The 16,925-nt window shown below is 43.6% G+C and carries 17 protein-coding genes; 4 read left to right on the plus strand and 13 right to left on the minus strand.

Going from position 1 to position 16,925, the window contains the following annotated elements; all coding sequences use genetic code 11:
* Nucleotides 1-689: 689 nt before the first annotated feature.
* Together ELZ11_RS14230 and ELZ11_RS14235 are read left to right on the plus strand one after the other, a co-directional pair.
* Nucleotides 690-1,889 (plus strand): YbfB/YjiJ family MFS transporter, encoded by a 1,200-nt coding sequence (locus ELZ11_RS14230; RefSeq protein ID WP_137358085.1) that lies wholly within the window; start codon nucleotides 690-692, stop codon nucleotides 1,887-1,889.
* A 20-nt stretch (nucleotides 1,890-1,909) separates the two neighbouring features.
* Nucleotides 1,910-2,560 carry a glutathione S-transferase family protein gene (locus tag ELZ11_RS14235; protein ID WP_137358086.1) on the plus strand — a complete coding sequence of 217 codons (651 nt, stop codon included), beginning with the start codon at nucleotides 1,910-1,912 and terminating at the stop codon, nucleotides 2,558-2,560.
* On the opposite strand, the gene ELZ11_RS14240 is transcribed toward ELZ11_RS14235, so the two are convergent.
* From ELZ11_RS14240 to ELZ11_RS14250, 3 genes are all read right to left on the minus strand, one after another.
* Nucleotides 2,554-3,063: a peptide-methionine (S)-S-oxide reductase gene (locus tag ELZ11_RS14240; RefSeq protein ID WP_137358087.1), complete on the minus strand. Its 510-nt coding sequence runs from the start codon at nucleotides 3,061-3,063 to the stop codon at nucleotides 2,554-2,556. The two genes, ELZ11_RS14235 and ELZ11_RS14240, sit on opposite strands and share 7 nt — an antisense overlap.
* Before the next feature lie 153 nt (nucleotides 3,064-3,216).
* Nucleotides 3,217-3,597, minus strand: coding sequence for a hypothetical protein (locus tag ELZ11_RS14245; RefSeq protein WP_137358088.1), 381 nt, complete (start codon nucleotides 3,595-3,597; stop codon nucleotides 3,217-3,219).
* Nucleotides 3,598-3,924: 327 nt separating this feature from the next.
* Nucleotides 3,925-4,794, minus strand: coding sequence for a LysR family transcriptional regulator (locus ELZ11_RS14250; RefSeq protein ID WP_137358089.1), 870 nt, complete (start codon nucleotides 4,792-4,794; stop codon nucleotides 3,925-3,927).
* Nucleotides 4,795-4,897: 103 nt separating this feature from the next.
* On the opposite strand from ELZ11_RS14250, the gene ELZ11_RS14255 reads away from it, so the two are divergent.
* Nucleotides 4,898-5,614: an AzlC family ABC transporter permease gene (locus tag ELZ11_RS14255; RefSeq protein ID WP_137358090.1), complete on the plus strand. Its 717-nt coding sequence runs from the start codon at nucleotides 4,898-4,900 to the stop codon at nucleotides 5,612-5,614.
* The gene (locus ELZ11_RS14260) at nucleotides 5,604-5,924 is read left to right on the plus strand and encodes an AzlD family protein (RefSeq protein WP_137358258.1); all 321 of its coding nucleotides are present in this window, start codon (nucleotides 5,604-5,606) and stop codon (nucleotides 5,922-5,924) included. Before ELZ11_RS14255 ends, ELZ11_RS14260 begins: the two co-directional genes overlap by 11 nt.
* Before the next feature lie 82 nt (nucleotides 5,925-6,006).
* On the opposite strand, the gene ELZ11_RS14265 is transcribed toward ELZ11_RS14260, so the two are convergent.
* From ELZ11_RS14265 to ELZ11_RS14310, 10 genes are all read right to left on the minus strand, one after another.
* Nucleotides 6,007-6,372 (minus strand): hypothetical protein, encoded by a 366-nt coding sequence (locus tag ELZ11_RS14265; protein WP_137358091.1) that lies wholly within the window; start codon nucleotides 6,370-6,372, stop codon nucleotides 6,007-6,009.
* A gap of 111 nt (nucleotides 6,373-6,483) precedes the next feature.
* The gene (locus ELZ11_RS14270; RefSeq protein ID WP_137358092.1) at nucleotides 6,484-7,008 is read right to left on the minus strand and encodes a cytochrome b; all 525 of its coding nucleotides are present in this window, start codon (nucleotides 7,006-7,008) and stop codon (nucleotides 6,484-6,486) included.
* Nucleotides 7,009-7,301: 293 nt separating this feature from the next.
* Entirely contained in the window at nucleotides 7,302-8,045 is a 744-nt protein-coding gene (locus ELZ11_RS14275; protein ID WP_137358093.1) for a GntR family transcriptional regulator, read from the minus strand.
* A 134-nt stretch (nucleotides 8,046-8,179) separates the two neighbouring features.
* Nucleotides 8,180-9,457, minus strand: coding sequence for an L-lactate MFS transporter (locus ELZ11_RS14280; RefSeq protein ID WP_137358094.1), 1,278 nt, complete (start codon nucleotides 9,455-9,457; stop codon nucleotides 8,180-8,182).
* A gap of 92 nt (nucleotides 9,458-9,549) precedes the next feature.
* On the minus strand, nucleotides 9,550-10,503 hold the full coding sequence (locus tag ELZ11_RS14285) for a PfkB family carbohydrate kinase (protein ID WP_137358095.1): 954 nt from the start codon (nucleotides 10,501-10,503) through the stop codon (nucleotides 9,550-9,552).
* Nucleotides 10,493-11,515: an ADP-ribosylglycohydrolase family protein gene (locus ELZ11_RS14290; RefSeq protein ID WP_137358096.1), complete on the minus strand. Its 1,023-nt coding sequence runs from the start codon at nucleotides 11,513-11,515 to the stop codon at nucleotides 10,493-10,495. The genes ELZ11_RS14285 and ELZ11_RS14290 overlap by 11 nt, the downstream gene beginning before the upstream one ends.
* 74 nt (nucleotides 11,516-11,589) lie before the next feature.
* Nucleotides 11,590-12,888 carry a nucleoside permease gene (locus ELZ11_RS14295; protein WP_137358097.1) on the minus strand — a complete coding sequence of 433 codons (1,299 nt, stop codon included), beginning with the start codon at nucleotides 12,886-12,888 and terminating at the stop codon, nucleotides 11,590-11,592.
* Between the two features lie 454 nt (nucleotides 12,889-13,342).
* Nucleotides 13,343-14,176, minus strand: a complete 834-nt coding sequence (locus ELZ11_RS14300; protein WP_137358098.1) for a hypothetical protein — start codon at nucleotides 14,174-14,176, stop codon at nucleotides 13,343-13,345.
* A gap of 587 nt (nucleotides 14,177-14,763) precedes the next feature.
* The gene (locus ELZ11_RS14305) at nucleotides 14,764-15,465 is read right to left on the minus strand and encodes a DUF1028 domain-containing protein (protein WP_137358099.1); all 702 of its coding nucleotides are present in this window, start codon (nucleotides 15,463-15,465) and stop codon (nucleotides 14,764-14,766) included.
* Between the two features lie 22 nt (nucleotides 15,466-15,487).
* Nucleotides 15,488-16,879, minus strand: coding sequence for a YfcC family protein (locus ELZ11_RS14310; RefSeq protein WP_137358100.1), 1,392 nt, complete (start codon nucleotides 16,877-16,879; stop codon nucleotides 15,488-15,490).
* Between the last annotated feature and the right edge of the window lie 46 nt (nucleotides 16,880-16,925).

Genomic DNA, 16,925 nt, shown 5'->3' on the forward strand with positions numbered 1-16,925 from the left:
ATTGAGCCTATGTATAGAAATACAGAAACGCAGAGGCACTGATAGAATTGGCGATGATTGTGAAACTATTGAATGAACAGATTGAGGTAAAGCTAACGCAGAGAGGGTGTAACGAGGATATCGAGACTTTCTTTGTGGAACTTGGACTAAATGTAACATTAACAGCTCAATAATCGAGCCAGGAAGCGGACTATACGCCTAATTGCGCAAAATGCCAGCTTTATTTTAAACAATTTTATTTGGCAACCCATCAGCAAAGGTTTTTGAATGATAGGTGCTATCGATAGCCAGCCATGTGAGCTGGCCTTTTTGTTTATGGAGCGGTGGAAACGATTAAGTTTATTTGTGAGTTGAAATGTATTGGGCGATATCCGTTTTGATAGCTCAGCTGTTTTATGGCTCAACACTTCTGATTCAATTTGTGCCTATTAGCTTTATTGAGCAGCTTATCTTAATTCAAACAGTTTAGTTTCCGGTAGGACTCTACCCGCTCTATTCGTAGTGATGATATTCAAACATAGTCTCCTAAAGGAATACATTGAGATAATTTAAGTTCATGTTACTAAAGAACTAATTAGACTATTTCTCCTTGGTGTCAGTATCTCAATTTAACGCTTAAATGCTTTTATAAATAGAGGTGATTAATTAGGCTGACTATTAACGCAAACCATTCAGTCAGAGAATGTTCCATGAAGAACACGCAATTATTTAATCAAGATAGTCTTGCTGGTTTAGGTGCGACACTGATTGGTAATGGCATAGGGCGGTTTGCTTACATAGCTCTGATGCCCGCGCTCATTCAAAGTGGATGGTTTAGTGAAAGCGATGCATCGTATTTAGGGGTAGCCACTCTATTGGGCTATATATTGGGTGCACCAGCTGCAAATGTTTTATTACGTTATTTTAGTGCGGGCCAATTAATACGTGCAGCAATGTTGCTAAGCAGTTTTAGTTATCTGGGGTGCGCTTGGCAAGATGCGCCACTTATCTGGTTCTACACTTGGCGCACGCTTGCTGGCGCTGCGGGTGCGTTGCTAATGGTCGTCGCGCCTCCGGTGATTGTTCGTAAATATAGCGCCGATGTAAAAGCGAGGATCAGCGGGGTGATTTTCTCTGGAATAGGGCTGGGTGCTATGTTATCGGGCACTTTGATACCGGTTCTTATCTATTTTAGTGTGGTGTCTGCTTGGCTCGGTATGGGGGCTATCGCAATATTGACCACGATACTCACGTGGAATGCATGGGGTAGCGCTTCTCGTACGTCTCATGCTTCTTATATCAAGGCCTCCTTTTCTCAGTTATCTAAACTTCAATCTCGCAGTATGATTCTGATTTTATTGGCGTATACATTAGATGCTATTGGCTACTTACCACATACCTTATTTTGGGTGGATTACATAGTTCGTGAGCTTGGCATGTCACTTTCCAATGGTGGTCTATTTTGGGCGGTTTTTGGTATTGGTGCCGCGATCGGCCCTTTAATCACGGGTAGTTTAGGGGATAGGTTTGGGGTCAAGCGTTCACTTTGTATAGCGTTCAGTTTTAAAGCTATAGGAGTAGTTTTACCCCTTATAAGTTCTTCTATACCGGTCTTATTGATATCTTCCTTGTTGGTTGGCATTTTCACACCCGGAGTAGTGACGTTGGTATCGACATATACCTTAGAGTGTGTGGGGTATGAACTGCATACCAAGGCGTGGAGTGCGATGACTCTGTCTTTTGCTGTTTCCCAAGGAGCGATGGGCTTTCTGATGGCTTATGCTCTGAGCAGCTATGCTTCGTATAATTTTGTGTTTGCATTAAGTGCGTTGGCACTAATTCTCTCAGTGATTTGTATTGCATTGACATCGAATCATCAAGCTTCTGAACCTGTCTCTCAATCGGCCTAATAAAAGAAAGGAACACGACTATGCATTTGTACCTTAACGATACTTCTCCTTTTTCTCGGGTGGTGGTGGCGACGGCTTTGTTGTCTCGTTGCGCGCCACTGACATTGGTGTGGGTTGATCCTTGGAGCTCTCCTACAAACCTAAAGAAGGTGAATCCGTTTTGTTTGATTCCTACGATAGAGTTAGAAGATGGTAGTTCGTTGACCGAAAGCTTGTGTATTTGTCAGTATCTAATCGACACCTATCAACCTCAGGCCATATCTCAAGTTGCGAATAGTCGAACTAAAGAAACCCAGCAATTGGGGTTTGCTAAAACTCTTATGGAAATTGCATTTCGCAGCGCAGCGTTGGCGCGTTATACCGAAAAAGATAATGAGCTCATAAAAAGAGGCAAGGAAGGGATTATTGAAGCGTTACAGCAACTTAATCAACAGCTTAGAAACGATGGGATAGAAAGCTATCTGGCGGAAAATCTAGCGACTTTATATCTTCATGTTGCATTAGATTACGTTCAGTTTCGGCATGGTTCGTTATTTGACGAAGTGGAGCATAGCAAGATTGTCGACTTTTTAAATGAATCTCCGTTTAGTGAGCTATTGGCGCAGGTTAGTATCGAGCATTTAGCAAGTAAGCCAAAGTATGCCGCCTTATTGGCTGAGTGCTCTTATTGATCGTGATTGCTTTTGTATTTTTTTAGAAGATCCCATGGGATATGACACAAATGATGGTCTTCTGGGAAGCGAGAGAGGTGGTGTTGATGCTCGTCATCACTTGCGACAAAATTGGTTAACGGTAAAACCTCCAGCGCTATCTTGTCTGCATCAGGTCGAGCTGAAATGTATTGCTTTGCGGCGTTTAAGTGGGCGGGTATTTGGCTGTAGAGCCCAGTGCGATATTTAGTGCCAATATCCATCCCTTGTTGGTTGACGCTATACGGATCGATGATCTCAAATAAATGGTCAAGAAGTTTAGCCACCGACGCCAGCTCTGGATTGAATTCGATTCGAACACATTCTGCATAGCCATCATAATCACAAGCGGTTGTATTGGATGTTCCGTTGGCTCGCCCTGCCTCTGTGGACAATACACCCGGTACATATTTAATAAACTCTTGAACTCCCCATAGGCATCCGCCAGCAAGAAATAGCTCTTCAGTGTTGCTTGTTCTGTCCATGATATGCCTTATGTGAGTGCGAGTTTAATGAGGTGAGCGAAATTCAGGAAGTCACTGCGCCAGGTAAAGAAAACGGGCAAATCGTAAAGTTGCCCGTAGGATATCGTTTGGATCTAATGCGTAGCTGAAACACTCGATGGCGATTGGGGCTAACTAGATCTTAGATACGTCGTAGCCTGCTTCAAATAGGATCTGGCGTTCTTTCTTAATCAACTGAACTCTATCTTCAATCAACTCATCTAGTGCTTGAGAAGGCGTAGATGCTGAACCATGAAATTGCTCGAATGAGCCAGTGTCTACCTTGCTAAGCATTGTAGAAATAACGTTTCTTGCTTGGCACGGGTCGGCTTCGGTTTTGAAGTATTCAATTCCCTCAATAGCGCTGTTAATTTCAGGCAGCAATTCAACAGGGCTACCTGATTTCGCTACTAACATGTAGTTGTGAACGACTTTTTTAGCGAATAAAAGTTCTTTCAAAGGAATGTCGCGCCCACTAACGATCAGATCGTTGGAGAGAATGGTTGGTGAGTTCATGGAGTTTCCTTACATTTTTGTTTACCTATGAATTACTAATAACTACCGCTTGTGTCAAGGAATACCGTAGCCATTCCAAATATCTGTAACTCACACGCTTAGATAATGAACATGTCTGTCACTTTCATAGGAAACCATGAGCATTGTTCAGGTTAAAAGCAGAGTCGTTATCGATAAAAATTGCTTACCTACTGTTTAGCCCTTAATAGGGTGTTTTGTGTGATAAGGCCTTTGGTGATCAAAAACCAAAATGTTAGAAGTTAGTTGGGCGTAACGGCATCGTGGAAAACGTGCGTTATCAGAAACTCCACCTTATCTCATGTGCCTTTATTGGATTGAAGAACTTCTCAGAGTTTTGATTAATAGATCGTGAAGGTACTCTGCCGCTTTCGATGTTTTTGATTCAGAGCCTCGATAAACCGTTACTTCCATCGGTTCTAATGGCCCGAGTCCTTGTTCTCTGCCCAAAATCTCCAGTTGAGGCGGGACACTGCATTGAGTGAACACAGCGACAGCTAGACCGCTTTCAACAGCCGCTATTTGCCCTGCTAAGCTAGAGCTGTGATAAACAACCGTGTATGGCTTACCTTGTAGTGCTAATGATCGAATCGCCCCTTTACGCGCTAAGCTGCTGCTTTCATACACCGCTATTGGCAAGGTATCGCGTCGCCACACTTCAAACTGTGGTGTTCCAACCCAAACCATAGGTTCATGGAACAGAAACGTGCCTTGGTTTGGGTGATCTCTAGAAACTAAGGCTAAATCTAACTCGTTGTTTTCGACTTTGGGGATCAAAGAAGTGGACTGTTCGCAAGTTAGCTCGATTTTCACACCACTGAATCGAGAGGCGAAGTTCCTTAACACTGGCGTCAGGTACTTGGCTGCGTAATCTTCTGGAACGCCCAGCCTGATTTGCCCAGCTAATTCTTCTCCGTGAAACGCGGCTTGCGCCTCTGAATGTAAATCGAGTAAGCGACGTGCGTATCCCAGTAGGACTTGTCCTTCTGAAGTCAGCTCAAGATGTCGAGCGCCACGAACAAGCAGTTTATGCCCAATAGCGGACTCGAGCTTTTTCAAATGCATGCTGACAGCAGATTGCGAACGGTGAACCGATACCGTGGCATTGGAGAGCGAGCCACAATCGACGATAGCGACAAAGCTTTTTAGCCAATCAATTTGGAGATCTTGATAATTCATGTATTCGATTTTCGAATGGTGATTTATCAAATTATGCGCTTTTCGATTTGAACTTGCCAGTCTATTGTTTCGACATCTTTTGAATCTTAATCATGGTGTAGGAATGAGTACCAGTGATATGAAATTGGAACGCATAGCGCTAAAAGATGGCTTTACTAGCATTTTTCCATTAGCGCTATTTATTATCGCGTTTGGCGCAGCTTTTGGCCTGGCGGCTTTTGAACAAGGGCTTAACCAAACTTCAACGGTGTTAATGAGCGTGTTGGTGTTTGCTGGTGCTGCTCAGTTTGGTGCGTTGGATCTATGGGGAGCAGAAGTACCGATCTTACCTTTGGTGGTCACGGTATTTGCCATTAACGCGCGTCATTTACTTATTGGCGCAACGCTTTTTCCCCATATTCAGCACCTAAGTCCTGCTAAGCGTTACAGTATTATGCTGGTGGCATCTGATGCTAATTGGGCGTTATCCATGCGGGAGTTCAATGTAAGAGAGTCGTCGGTAAAAGGTGTAGGGCTGTTATTTGGTGGTGGAGTCGCTATTTGGTTGTTTTGGGGGATCGGAACTTGGATTGGTTTCAACTTCGCGAACGCTATTCATAACCCGAAGGAAGTCGGCTTAGATCTTGTGATGGGCTGCTTCTTACTCACTATGGTATTGGGAGGCAGTAAGGAAAATAACGTTGCGATTATTTGGGGATCGGCAGCGGTAGCCTCTCTGCTAGCTTATCAATTTCTGCCAGAAAATAGTCATGTGATTGTAGGGACGCTGGTGGGAGGAACCATGGGCGTGATTTTAGGGGAGGCTGATGATGAACATTAGTACCAGTGAATCCGGAACCCTAGTGCTGATTGCGATTATGGTCGCTGTTACCGTTATTACTCGTTGGGGAGGGATCTTTGTCATGTCTTACGTGCCACTGAATCCTCATGTTCGACGGTTTATTCAAGCTATGTCTGGTTCGGTGCTGATAGCGATGATAACGCCAATGTTCATTTGGGGGGATATTGGTGCAAAAGTCGCGCTTACCATTACCGCGTTTGGTGCTATTGTCATCAAGCGACCTTTCTTAGGAATAGTATGCGGGATAGCGATAGCGGTGTGGGTTAGAAATACAGGAGCAATAATGTAGGCTGGGGGAAGTTTTTTTGCCGTGTCATGAGTACTTTCAAAGGTGTACCCAAGTGGTTTAGGTTATTTCTAATCTATTGCGCCTATACCGCGGCGGCTAGACTAATGCCCGCAATTAGGAAAAAGAACAACCACGATAAATGTTTACCACGAGAAAAATACAATGAAGTGATCCCACTGAGTACAAATACGATGGCAATGGTGGTGAGTATCTCTGCTCTGATATTGGCGCTGGGTTGGTACAACACGTATAAAATGCCAGCAAACCCCCACCACGCTATGGTGGTTAAATGCCAAGCAAACCGTAAAACTCGTTTGGTAAACCAATCGCTCCCTAACAATTTCGGAAGGTTAGTTCGTTTGAATAAACGGATTAGGAGATATTTCTCTCCAAGGTAAGAATGGACTAAGCCTATAAATACTAATAGGAAGCTGCCGACCAATAGCATGAGACTTTCCTTACTGTTCAGTAAATAGCGTGAGCGCTTGACTATACACTTTTGAAAGTGGTGATGCCAAGCGCTCAACTTTTGCTTATGTAGGGTTGGTCGTTTTAGAAATTAGCGGCCAAGCATTCTACTTAAGGTTCGGTCTTTATCTATGATTTGGTGCTTGATTGCACCGGCAACGTGTAAAACTAATACAACGATAAGTACATCTGCCGCAATGCCGTGAATGTTACTACCTAGTGCGCTTAACCATTCAACTTTTTCACCAGCAGCGAATACTACTAAACCGAAAACCTCGATTGCTCTGCCACCACCAATGCTCATCATCAAACCAGATATTGGCATTAATAATGTTCCAACTAGAAGCAGGTGGTGGACACTCTTTGCCATGATTTCTTGAAGTCTTGTAAGCTTAGAAATACTTGATATTGCGCCTTCTTTGATGCGCCAAAACAGTCGAATGCAGGCTACAAATAAAATGATGAAACCAAAAGATTTGTGTAGGCCAATAAGTTCGGATTTTTCTGGCGATCTAGGTAACCCTTCTAGGTATAGCCCTAATACTAATACGCCAAGAAATAGCAGCCCTGTGACCCAGTGTAGAGCAATGGTTGGTTTCGATAGCTTGTTGTTCATTATTTTATAACCGTGCCGAATGAATGGTCATAATATAGCCAAGAAGAATGTTGTTTTCGATACGATGAATGGTAAAGCTGTGTAAAGGTGAATTGACAAATCTATGCGCTCTTTAGTGTGCTTCTAACATTTTTCAATAAAAACATTATATTAGAACGTAAAGATGCCAGTTAATTAGACAAGGTCTGGAGCTAACCAGACCTTAGATTCTTGAAGGTGTTAGGAGCAATTGGGATCGTTAACGTTATTTTTTTGTTGAGGGGACAAATTTAGATTCACCGTTTAGGTCTGAACTAATCCTCACTTACGAAAACATACATATCCCCACGACAGTGGTTGATGCTGTATTCAATCGGCACGCCTTTTTTGTCGTAAGCCGTTTGTTCGATCAACAGAACTGGCACAGTTTCGTCGATGTTGAGTTTCTCTAGAAACTCTTCTGTTGGCATCTTAGCGGACACTCGACTCTGGGTTTTTGTCGGCGAGATATCTTGGCTGCGGAAGTAGTCATAAAGGGACAGCTGAATTTCATCTGGGTCATGGATCAAATGCGCCGGGACGTAAGACTCTTCAATCGAAACGGCTTGCTCGTCGATGTATCGAACGCGCTTTAACAGAAAAACCTGATCGCTTTCTGCGATTTTGAGCATCTTGGCGATTTCTAAAGAACAAGCCACCACATCTTTCTTAATCCACAGTGTGTCGGGCTTTTTACCTTTTAGAACCACCTGTTGAGAGAAGCCTGTCGCCTCTTTACTTGAGTATTCTACCGTGTCACTGATCATTGTCCCTAAACCACGAGAACGTACAATCACTCCTTCTTTATCTAATATATCCAACGCCTTACGAACCGTAATGCGAGAGACGCCAAGCTTGTCACTGAATTCGCGCTCGGTAGGAATGAAATCCCCACCTTTGAGCATTTGTTGCTCGGTTGCTAACTTTACTGAATCAGCAATCTTGAGATATAGAGGTGATTTATCTTTCTGGTCGATTCGCTCTTGAATCAGAGTAAGCAGTGGTTGATAAGCGCTCATAAAGGTCTGTTTTAGCTTTTATATTTAACCGAAGTATACCCGAAGTCTAAGCCCACACTTAATAGAAATGTGAAATCTGAGGGTGAAACAAAGATTCCACCACTCAGATATTTCATTGAGCCAGTTTGAACGTTTTAACTGAGACCTTGAGGTTGTGCTGTGCTCTTGCTGCAGCATGGTTCTGTTGCTACGGGTTTAACTCGAAAGGTCAGTACAGTTGCTATGCTGACCAGTAAAGCACATATCCAATAGGCAATGGAGTAATTGCCATACCAATCGACCGATATTGCCGCAAGGATAGGGCCGATAAAGCCTCCAATGCCCCAAGCCGTGTAAAGCACGCCGTAGTTGGCTCCGAAGTTTTTGAGACCGTATAAGTCCGCCATGATAGAAGGAAACACGGCTAATAATGTGCCGTATCCAATACCAGCCAACGCCGCACCAACCATCAGAGTAGGGCTAGAAACGAACTGACTGAACAACAACATATTGATGGTTTGTAGCCCTAGGGAGATAGCTAACGTTTTTAAGGCACCAATCTTGTCACTCAATAACCCAGATACCAGTCGACCTGCGGAGTTAAATATCGATAAGGTCACGATCAAATAAGCCCCCTCTAGGATATTGGCTTGTTCAGCGGCAATTGAAGTGATGTTGGCGATGATCATCAAACCAGCGGCCGCACCAAAAGCGTATGTAAACCACAGCAAGTAGAACTGTTTGGTTGCAAGCATCTCTTTCCACATATAGTCGCGGATTGGCTTTGACACAGGCTTGGAGGAATCCGATTCTGATGAGCTAGCTTTAGGTTCATATCCTGCGGGTGGGTTTTTGATAGAACACGCTAATGGGAAAGCAATCAGTACTAATCCAGTCCCTAAAGCGCGTAAGCTTTGCTCCAGCCCAATAGCAGATATTAAATAGCTAGTAAGTGGGGCTAAGTAGATAGCAGCAAGACCGAATGCAGTGGCGAGTAAGCCATTCACCATCCCTTTTTGTGAAGAGTGAAACCATTTCATTGCGGTTGGATTTAAGCAGGCATAAGCGAATCCGATACCGGCGCCGGTGACTAAACCAAAGCTGACATTAAGATTCCAAGGGGTTAAGGAGAGGCTCGCTAGTATCATCCCTAAACCAGCCATCAAGGAGCCAACCATCAATACTTTTTGCGGGCCAATTTTGTCTTGTATACGGCCTGCAATAAGTAGCGCCAATGAAAGAGTGATAATGGTAATAGTGTAGGGCATTGAAGCCTGAGTATTGTTCCAGCCTATCTCTAGAAGCGCGTTTTTAAATACGCTCCAGGTATAGAGAACACCGATGCAGAGGTTGATGCCACAGCTCGCAAGCAGAATCTTGGTCGCTTTATTGTTTGAAGCAGAAAACCTGTTCACAGCAGAAGAATTATTCATAATCGAAAGGCCAAAAAGCTAGGTAAAAGAAAGATAGGCGTAACAAAAAGGCCCAGTAATACTGAGCCTAGTGTGTCCAAGATTGGTAAGGGTTAGTATTGGTTGAGGTAGTGAGTTATCTCATTAACATTCGGAGCGCAGTCGCCGCCTACATGGCTAACCACATAAGAAGCCACCGCATTGCCTAGCAAGATCGCATCAGGCAGTTCCCAGCCAGAAGCTAAGCCCGCTAATACACCGCCTGCGTGAGTATCACCAGCGCCAATAGTGTCAACCACAGTCGCTTTAAATGGTGCGATATTTCCGTAGCCATCTTGAGTCGCGAACAAGGCGCCATCGCTATCGATACGTAAAATAAGTGGACAGGCATAACGGTTATACCATTGCTCAACAAAGGTGTTGATGTCTTGCATGCCCAGCACTTCGGCTTCTTGACGATTTAAAGATACGATTGGCTTTAGCTTGATTAGGCGGTCAAACACTGGTTTGGGAATATCACCAATGCGAGGGCCAAAATCGATGAACAGTTCAATTCCAGTGGGTAGTGTTTCAAGCCAGCTGACGATCTGTTCTCCACAATTTGAAGACAATTGATATCCTGATAGGTAGATGATCGCATCGTCTTGAAGATCCAACTGCTCTAGTGCTTGTTGATTCCAATTGTTCTCTACACCGCTCACTGAAAGGAATGTGCGTTCGCCATCTGGTTCTACTAATGCTAAACACCAGCCATTATCGCCACTGGGATCTTTTAGGTTACTTGAAAGGCCTTTCTCAGCCATCGCAGCCGTGATGATGTCAGCCCATTTACCCTGACCAATTGGTAGGGCGTTAACAGATTCAACGCCGAGCCTTTTCAACGCAATAGCGATATTTAATGCACAGCCACCAACGTGAATACCTTTTTCGGTCAGCTCCACATCGGTACCACGCTTTGGTAGGGAGGGCGTTTCGGTCACAATATCAACCACAGCCGCACCAATTAGGCATAACTGTCGCTTGTTTTTCAGGCTTGGGATCAGTGTTATCAAAGAACTATGAGGCATGGCCTTGCTCCTTAATCTCTCTTAAGCGAAGGAAGGTTGCTGCATAACCAGCAAAGTCCAGTTGGTTTTCATCATCAAGCTGCTTTTTCAACTCAGAATCAATGGATTGAATGCCATTTAGCGCACCACAAATAGCCGTAGCCATAGCGCCAATTGTATCGGTATCTCCACCCAAGTTTGCGCACAAAATCGCGCAGCGGTTAGGGTCGGTCTGTGCCAGTTCTACCATTGCGATTGCAGCCGGAACCGACTCAATCGTACTTACGCCAGCACCTACTAAGTTGTAGATCTTTTCCATGCGCTCTTCAATGCCGCTGTTTTCCGATGCCACCATCAGTGCGAGCTCAATACGAGCTCCCATCGAAGCACTGAACGTCGTAATGTTCTTGGTTTGCGCGGCGTTAGCAATCGCAGGAAGTTGGTCTTTGATTGCGTTCCAGCTGTGTCCTTCAATCGCTTTGGACACCGACCATGCAATCGCAACGGCACCCGCGATCGCTACATCGGATTTGTGTGTAGGGCTAGAAGCCAGCGCGACTTGGTCGATGAACGTGTCTAGGTTGTTGGTTGGTACAAGGCAGCCCATTGGTGATACACGCATTGCAGCGCCATTAGTTACCCCGTTGTTTTCAAGCTCATCAATCGACGTGCCTTCTTTAATGGCGCGCATCGCGGCTTTTGAGCTTGGACCGAAAATATTTTTATTGAATGCATCAAAACCTTCAGCCCAACTTAATACGTTACGAGCGATGATCTTAGGCGAGATTTCACCGTCGCACTCAATGATAGCGTCTGCCAGAGCCAGTGCCATTGAGGTGTCATCCGTAAACTGGCAAGCATCGAAGTAACAAGCGGCGTTGTTTTCAGCAGGCCCTGGTAGGAAAGAGTCAATCCAACCGAAGTGTGCTTTCACTCGGCTTCTTGGCCAAAGCTCAGAAGGCATCCCCATTGAATCACCCAGTGCTTGACCATAAAACGTGCCTAAAATTCTGTCTTGTTTTGAAATGTTCATCTTACTTCACCAAAAATAGGTTATCTAAAAGCTGCTCAGTCAGAAATTAGGAGAAAGACTGAGCAGGTATAAAATTACGCTTGAGCTTTTTCTGCTTGAGTCTGCTCTGATGGGTTTCCATCGTGTTTGTTATCGATTTGAATCTCTTTAATCTCGCCGTCAGGCTCACGGAAGAAGTACATGAAAATCGCTAAGATGACGGCAATCATGATGGCGCCAAAGCCCCACATACCAGCCCAGTCAAATGTCAGGCCATTTTGTGGCTCGTCATAAGCGAACATCTTCTCCATTAACACACCACCTAAACGGTAACCCAGCAAGCTACCAATACCTTGACAACCCAGAGTGATCAGACCTTGCGCTGCGGTACGCATGTGTTTAGGGGCTTTTTTGTCTACGTAGATATATGCCGTTACGAAGTAGAAGTCGTAGCTCACACCGTGTAACAAGATACCTGCGAATAGTAGCGAGTATAGGTACCAAGTCTCAGCACTACCGTAGACGAAGAAACCGTAACGAACAGCTGCTGTAAACAGACCAAGTAGTAATACCTTCTTAATACCAAATCGTTTGGTAAAGAAAGGCAGTGCTAACATAAAGAAGATTTCAGAGAACTGACCCAGCGTCATCCAGCCTGTCGCATTGCTCATACCCACTTCGGTTAGGTAGCCGTTTGCAAAGATGTAGTAGAACGCCAATGGCATACTGAACATGAAAGAACACACGAAGAATGCTAAGAAGTTTTTGTCTTTCAATAACACGATAGCGTCTAGGCCAAGCATTACTTTTAAGCTTAATTTACCAGTGCTCTTTGGTGGTGTGTCTGGCAAAGTCAGTGCGAAGATACCTAATGCTGCTGATGCTAAAGCAGTTAGGATTAGTGGGATATTACTTGATGAAATATCGCCGTAGCCCAACCAACCTGGTAAGAAACCAATAGCAATACCTGAAGCAATCCAACCGATAGTGCCCATTACGCGGATACGTGGGAAGTCGCGTTCTACGTCTTCTACGTTCGAGAAAGCAATGCTGTTAGTCAGAGCGATCGTCGGCATGTAAGTCAGGCAGTAAAGTAACAGTAGAGGGAAAAAGGTCGAAAATTCGGTTTGCTGAGCCGCTAGGTACATTAAGCCTGCACCTGCTAAAAGTATTACAGAAAGTACCTTCTGCGCTGCAAAGAATCGGTCGGTAATGGATCCAACTAGGATCGGTGAAATGATCGCAGCAATAGCACTACATGCGTAAGACCAAGCGATCTCAGTGGGTGTAAAACCATTAGTATTGAGTATTTGCCACAAGGGAACGAACCAGGCTCCCCAGATAAACCATTCAATGAACATCATTGAAGACAGTTTGAAGTTATTCGATTTCATTATTATGTCCTTTAGTACTGTAGGGTACGCGAACGATGGTATTTCAAATGATAATACCAATACAATACCATTGAGGTTGTTTTGTGACACGTGCAGCGATCTGCACTTCCAAGATAGTTACAACGATCAACTTATATGAGCATAGTCTTTATACCAAAGTGAGTGATATCCGGACGAATGAGGGCTTGAGTCAAATAAGTTTATTGCTAAAGAGGGTAGGCATCGTTACCGAGTAGAACCTAGCGCGGATTGTGTTGGTTTGGGAATGTCGATTAAAAAAGGCCTAGTGTTACATAGGCCTTGTCATTACGAAGCCTTCTGGCGAATGGGCTTTGTCGTCTAATTGGTTACAAGGTAGTAAATGGTTCCGGAGGTGAAACATTACCAGTGAGAGATTTATGACGGTTCTGGATAGTCGGTAGCTTGGAATTGTGCCTTAGTACACTTAGTTCTTTTAGACTTGATCACTAACAATCATTCCCTCAAAGCCCGATTCTACCCACACTGCTTGCTTTTGCCTTGATACGCTAAAAAATCCATCTTTAAAGTAAATTTGGGGAGAGTTAAAAGCTAAATCAAAATGATCTGGAGTCGTCGAATCCAAATACTTAATTCCTTCTTCAGTTTGATATGCAATCAAAGTATGACCCACAAGGTCACGTTCTCCCTCTATTCTCAGTCCTCCAAATAAAAAGGCAATTGTTCCTACCGAAGAGGCACTAAACTTACTCTCAAACGCTTTAATGCTAAAGTATCCACTATTAATGATTTCCACTTTCTTATTATGTTTAGATAAAAAGTTGTCCTTGTTACAGTCGATAATGACCTCATTTGTACTTCGACCTTCTTTTTTTGAAAAAATGGGCAGTGATAGATATTTTGTTTTTCCAGATACAAGATATTTCATTGTTCTAACAGCGCACCGAGTACATTCTAGTTTTATTTTAGATGCCTGTAATTCGCGAATCTTCGAATAATTAATGGTGGGTTTGTTCTTTAACTCGCTAGTCTTAGGATCATTAGTAGCGGGGTTGTTTTCTAATTCGCTGTTCTTCGAATCATTAGCGGTGGGTTTGTTTGTTAATTCGCTAATTTGTGAATCATCAGTAGCCGGGTTATTTTCTAGCTGGCGATTTGCAACAGTACACTCTCGGTAGTAAGCCCACCGTTGCTCATCGGTTTCAGAGTACTTTAATTCTGTTCTACGTTCTTGGCGTTGACGTGCTGAACGCTCTCTTGCTGTTTCTTGTCTTTCTTCTGGACTAACTGGCGCTGATTTATATCTCATGAGTGTTCTGTTTCATATTAAAGGTGACGAGATGTTACCAATAGTTTAAGGAATTTGGCATGCCTAAACAGGAGTTTTAAAATATTATTTTATTAAGCAGTTACTATGACTATAGAAATATTCGAATGAAGATTTGATTTACTATGAATGCCGTTTATAGGTGAATTCTGGTAGTTAAAACGCATAGTAACAGGATGTAAATGGAGAAGATTCTAACCTAATAGCTATTAGTTATTTATTTGCCTGGCAAATAATGTGGATGGTGGTATTTGATTTATTTATGTGTGAAATCTAAGTGGTGTTCTATTTATTTTCGTGTGTTACTAAATAATATCACTTCAGTTCAGAGAAAGTTAAACGAGATATAATGTACCCTAGTTTGAGAGGGCTGCATTAAATAACGAAACATTTGGTCAAATTTGTAATCTGGAAAATGTATTTGTAATCGTAAGTAGCGATTAATTTAGCGAAGTGTGTGATTGCACCAATAGGTAGAGACGTATTCGTTTTTGGTGGATGATTTGGGGACTTCAAGCCACCTAAGTTGTAGGTGGCTTGTGGTATTTTGTGGCTTAGTTAATTTGTAATTATTGATTAGGTAGTTGATTGAGAAAATCTTGAAACTCAGCTTCCCTTACCCGGCTGAGAACCTTTCTTAATGCAAGGATAAGGTTCTCCTCAGCCCAATCGACTCGAATGTCTATGGGCGCTTGAGTAAGGCTTTCTACGCGTAAAGAAGCTGAGAATGTTCCTCTTTTGTCTCCGCCAGCATTCAAAGCTTCTTCCAGTGCATTGACCAATGTTTCGGGTAGCGTATTTTCATAGTCTTCTTTGTAGAGTGGCTTTTTGCCATCTAATAGAGACTCTGGGTTTAAGACGGTTTGTCTTATAAAGCTACTTGAAAATGCATCTAATACTTCATGACTTTCTAGCATGTTGCCTGTAACCGCAATCGTAGGGTATGCAATAGACCCGACAATCGGAATATTCTCATCGCCTTGAATAAACGCGCAGTCACCAAAGCGATCCATTACTACACATTGTCGTTTAGAGTAGTGCTCGTCGTTAAGTTCTAGGGATTCAACAGCTTGCGCTGCGGTCATCCCTTGTTCAAGGCTCAGCTTTGATTTTTCAGCATACCAAGGGTTAGTAAACAATCCTTGGGTTGCACATGCACCGATACCTCGCCAGCTGTGATTGACGTAGCCACCGACGGCTACGCCTCCAGTTGCCGAGATAGATGCTGATAATCCAGTTTCTGGATTAAAGTGAATAAGTGAAATCGTCATAGATTCTCAATGTAAAATCGAATTAGTAGCCGACCATTTGTCCAACGAACAACGCAAACCAGCATAGCGCGTAAACAAACAACATGAATGGCATGATAGCTTTTAACCATTGCTCGTAAGAGACTCGGCCAAGCGCTAACATCGCCAAAGTGCCACCAGACGTTGGGACAATTAGGTTGGTTAGGCCGTCACCGACTTGGAAAGCGGTAATCATAAGCTGTCGGCTCATTCCGACTAAATCTGCTACTGGAATTAAGATAGGCATGGTCACCATCGCTTGGCCAGAACCTGATGGTACAAATAGGTTGATCACGCCTTGAACTAAGCTGGCAACAATCGCAGAAATGGCAATTGGCATGTCTTGAATGAGTGCGCTGAGCGCATGAACGATGGTGTCGATGATTTGGGCTTGATCTAAAATTACTTGGATTGATGCTGCAACACCGATGATTAATGCTCCAGCGGTCACTCCAGAAGCGCCTTCCATCATCTGTTTTACGATGCCGTTGGCATTTAATCCATTTACTGCACCAATCACAATTGCCATCAATAAGAACAATCCGGCAATTTCATTGATGTACCAACCATTCGCAAACACGCCATAGAGCATTCCAACTAGGCCAGCTAAAAATACACCTAGTGTTAGTTTGTCCTTGCGATCTAGTTGATATTCAGACAAGTCTTTACTTAGGCCATCAGCTGAATCTGGCTCTTTAAATTCCATCTTGGTCACACGCGTACAAATGTAATAAGCAAGCAGTGCTAAAGAGGCGACCACCATAGCCGTACGTAGCCAGGCGCCAGAAAAGGTTGGCAGTTCAGCTATACCCTGTGCGACACCAACGGTATATGGGTTAATTGGTGACAAAGCAAAGCCAACACCGATTCCACCTACGGCCATTACCGTGCCAACTAGGCTGGAATAACCTACCGCAGCGGAGATAAGAACCGCAACAGGTACTAAAGCGATGTTATTTTCAAAGCCAACGGCTACCCCAAAAAATCCGTAAATAAATGTACCGACAGTAATGATAAGGTTTCGGTTTTTCACGCCAGCCTTGTTAACTGCAACACCGATAGCATTTTCCAGAGCGCCTGTACGCTGCAAAATGTGGAATAAACCTCCGGCTATGAATACGATAAACAAGTAGGGTGCGGCACTAATTAGGCCTTTAGGGATTGCTACGAAAATATCGAACATATGTACCGAAGGCACATCGTTTAGATAGGTAAACGAGTCAGCGACAACAGATGTACGCCCATTCGTCATCACACGCTCGAATTCCCCGGCAGGCACAATAAAAGTTAATACGTAGGTCGCAACCAAGATCATAAAGATCAATACCATTGGATCTGGCATGTTCTTGTACCATGGCCTTTTTTGGGCTGAATCCATTTTCTTTGTTATATCCATAATAACGTCTCTCCTTAGTATAGGGATGATGGTCAGCGAGTTGAGC

It is taken from the genome of Vibrio profundi, from assembly GCF_005281835.1.
GTDB lineage: Bacteria > Pseudomonadota > Gammaproteobacteria > Enterobacterales > Vibrionaceae > Vibrio > Vibrio profundi.

What these genes read in the sequence shown, in the direction of transcription:
- ELZ11_RS14230 (WP_137358085.1), top strand. Translation starts at nt 690, where the DNA reads ATGAAGAACACGCAATTATTTAATCAAGATAGTCTTGCTGGTTTAGGT.
- ELZ11_RS14235 (WP_137358086.1), top strand. Translation starts at nt 1,910, where the DNA reads ATGCATTTGTACCTTAACGATACTTCTCCTTTTTCTCGGGTGGTGGTG.
- ELZ11_RS14240 (WP_137358087.1), bottom strand. Translation starts at nt 3,063, where the DNA reads ATGGACAGAACAAGCAACACTGAAGAGCTATTTCTTGCTGGCGGATGC.
- ELZ11_RS14245 (WP_137358088.1), bottom strand. Translation starts at nt 3,597, where the DNA reads ATGAACTCACCAACCATTCTCTCCAACGATCTGATCGTTAGTGGGCGC.
- ELZ11_RS14250 (WP_137358089.1), bottom strand. Translation starts at nt 4,794, where the DNA reads ATGAATTATCAAGATCTCCAAATTGATTGGCTAAAAAGCTTTGTCGCT.
- ELZ11_RS14255 (WP_137358090.1), top strand. Translation starts at nt 4,898, where the DNA reads ATGAGTACCAGTGATATGAAATTGGAACGCATAGCGCTAAAAGATGGC.
- ELZ11_RS14260 (WP_137358258.1), top strand. Translation starts at nt 5,604, where the DNA reads ATGAACATTAGTACCAGTGAATCCGGAACCCTAGTGCTGATTGCGATT.
- ELZ11_RS14265 (WP_137358091.1), bottom strand. Translation starts at nt 6,372, where the DNA reads ATGCTATTGGTCGGCAGCTTCCTATTAGTATTTATAGGCTTAGTCCAT.
- ELZ11_RS14270 (WP_137358092.1), bottom strand. Translation starts at nt 7,008, where the DNA reads ATGAACAACAAGCTATCGAAACCAACCATTGCTCTACACTGGGTCACA.
- ELZ11_RS14275 (WP_137358093.1), bottom strand. Translation starts at nt 8,045, where the DNA reads ATGAGCGCTTATCAACCACTGCTTACTCTGATTCAAGAGCGAATCGAC.
- ELZ11_RS14280 (WP_137358094.1), bottom strand. Translation starts at nt 9,457, where the DNA reads ATGAATAATTCTTCTGCTGTGAACAGGTTTTCTGCTTCAAACAATAAA.
- ELZ11_RS14285 (WP_137358095.1), bottom strand. Translation starts at nt 10,503, where the DNA reads ATGCCTCATAGTTCTTTGATAACACTGATCCCAAGCCTGAAAAACAAG.
- ELZ11_RS14290 (WP_137358096.1), bottom strand. Translation starts at nt 11,515, where the DNA reads ATGAACATTTCAAAACAAGACAGAATTTTAGGCACGTTTTATGGTCAA.
- ELZ11_RS14295 (WP_137358097.1), bottom strand. Translation starts at nt 12,888, where the DNA reads ATGAAATCGAATAACTTCAAACTGTCTTCAATGATGTTCATTGAATGG.
- ELZ11_RS14300 (WP_137358098.1), bottom strand. Translation starts at nt 14,176, where the DNA reads ATGAGATATAAATCAGCGCCAGTTAGTCCAGAAGAAAGACAAGAAACA.
- ELZ11_RS14305 (WP_137358099.1), bottom strand. Translation starts at nt 15,465, where the DNA reads ATGACGATTTCACTTATTCACTTTAATCCAGAAACTGGATTATCAGCA.
- ELZ11_RS14310 (WP_137358100.1), bottom strand. Translation starts at nt 16,879, where the DNA reads ATGGATATAACAAAGAAAATGGATTCAGCCCAAAAAAGGCCATGGTAC.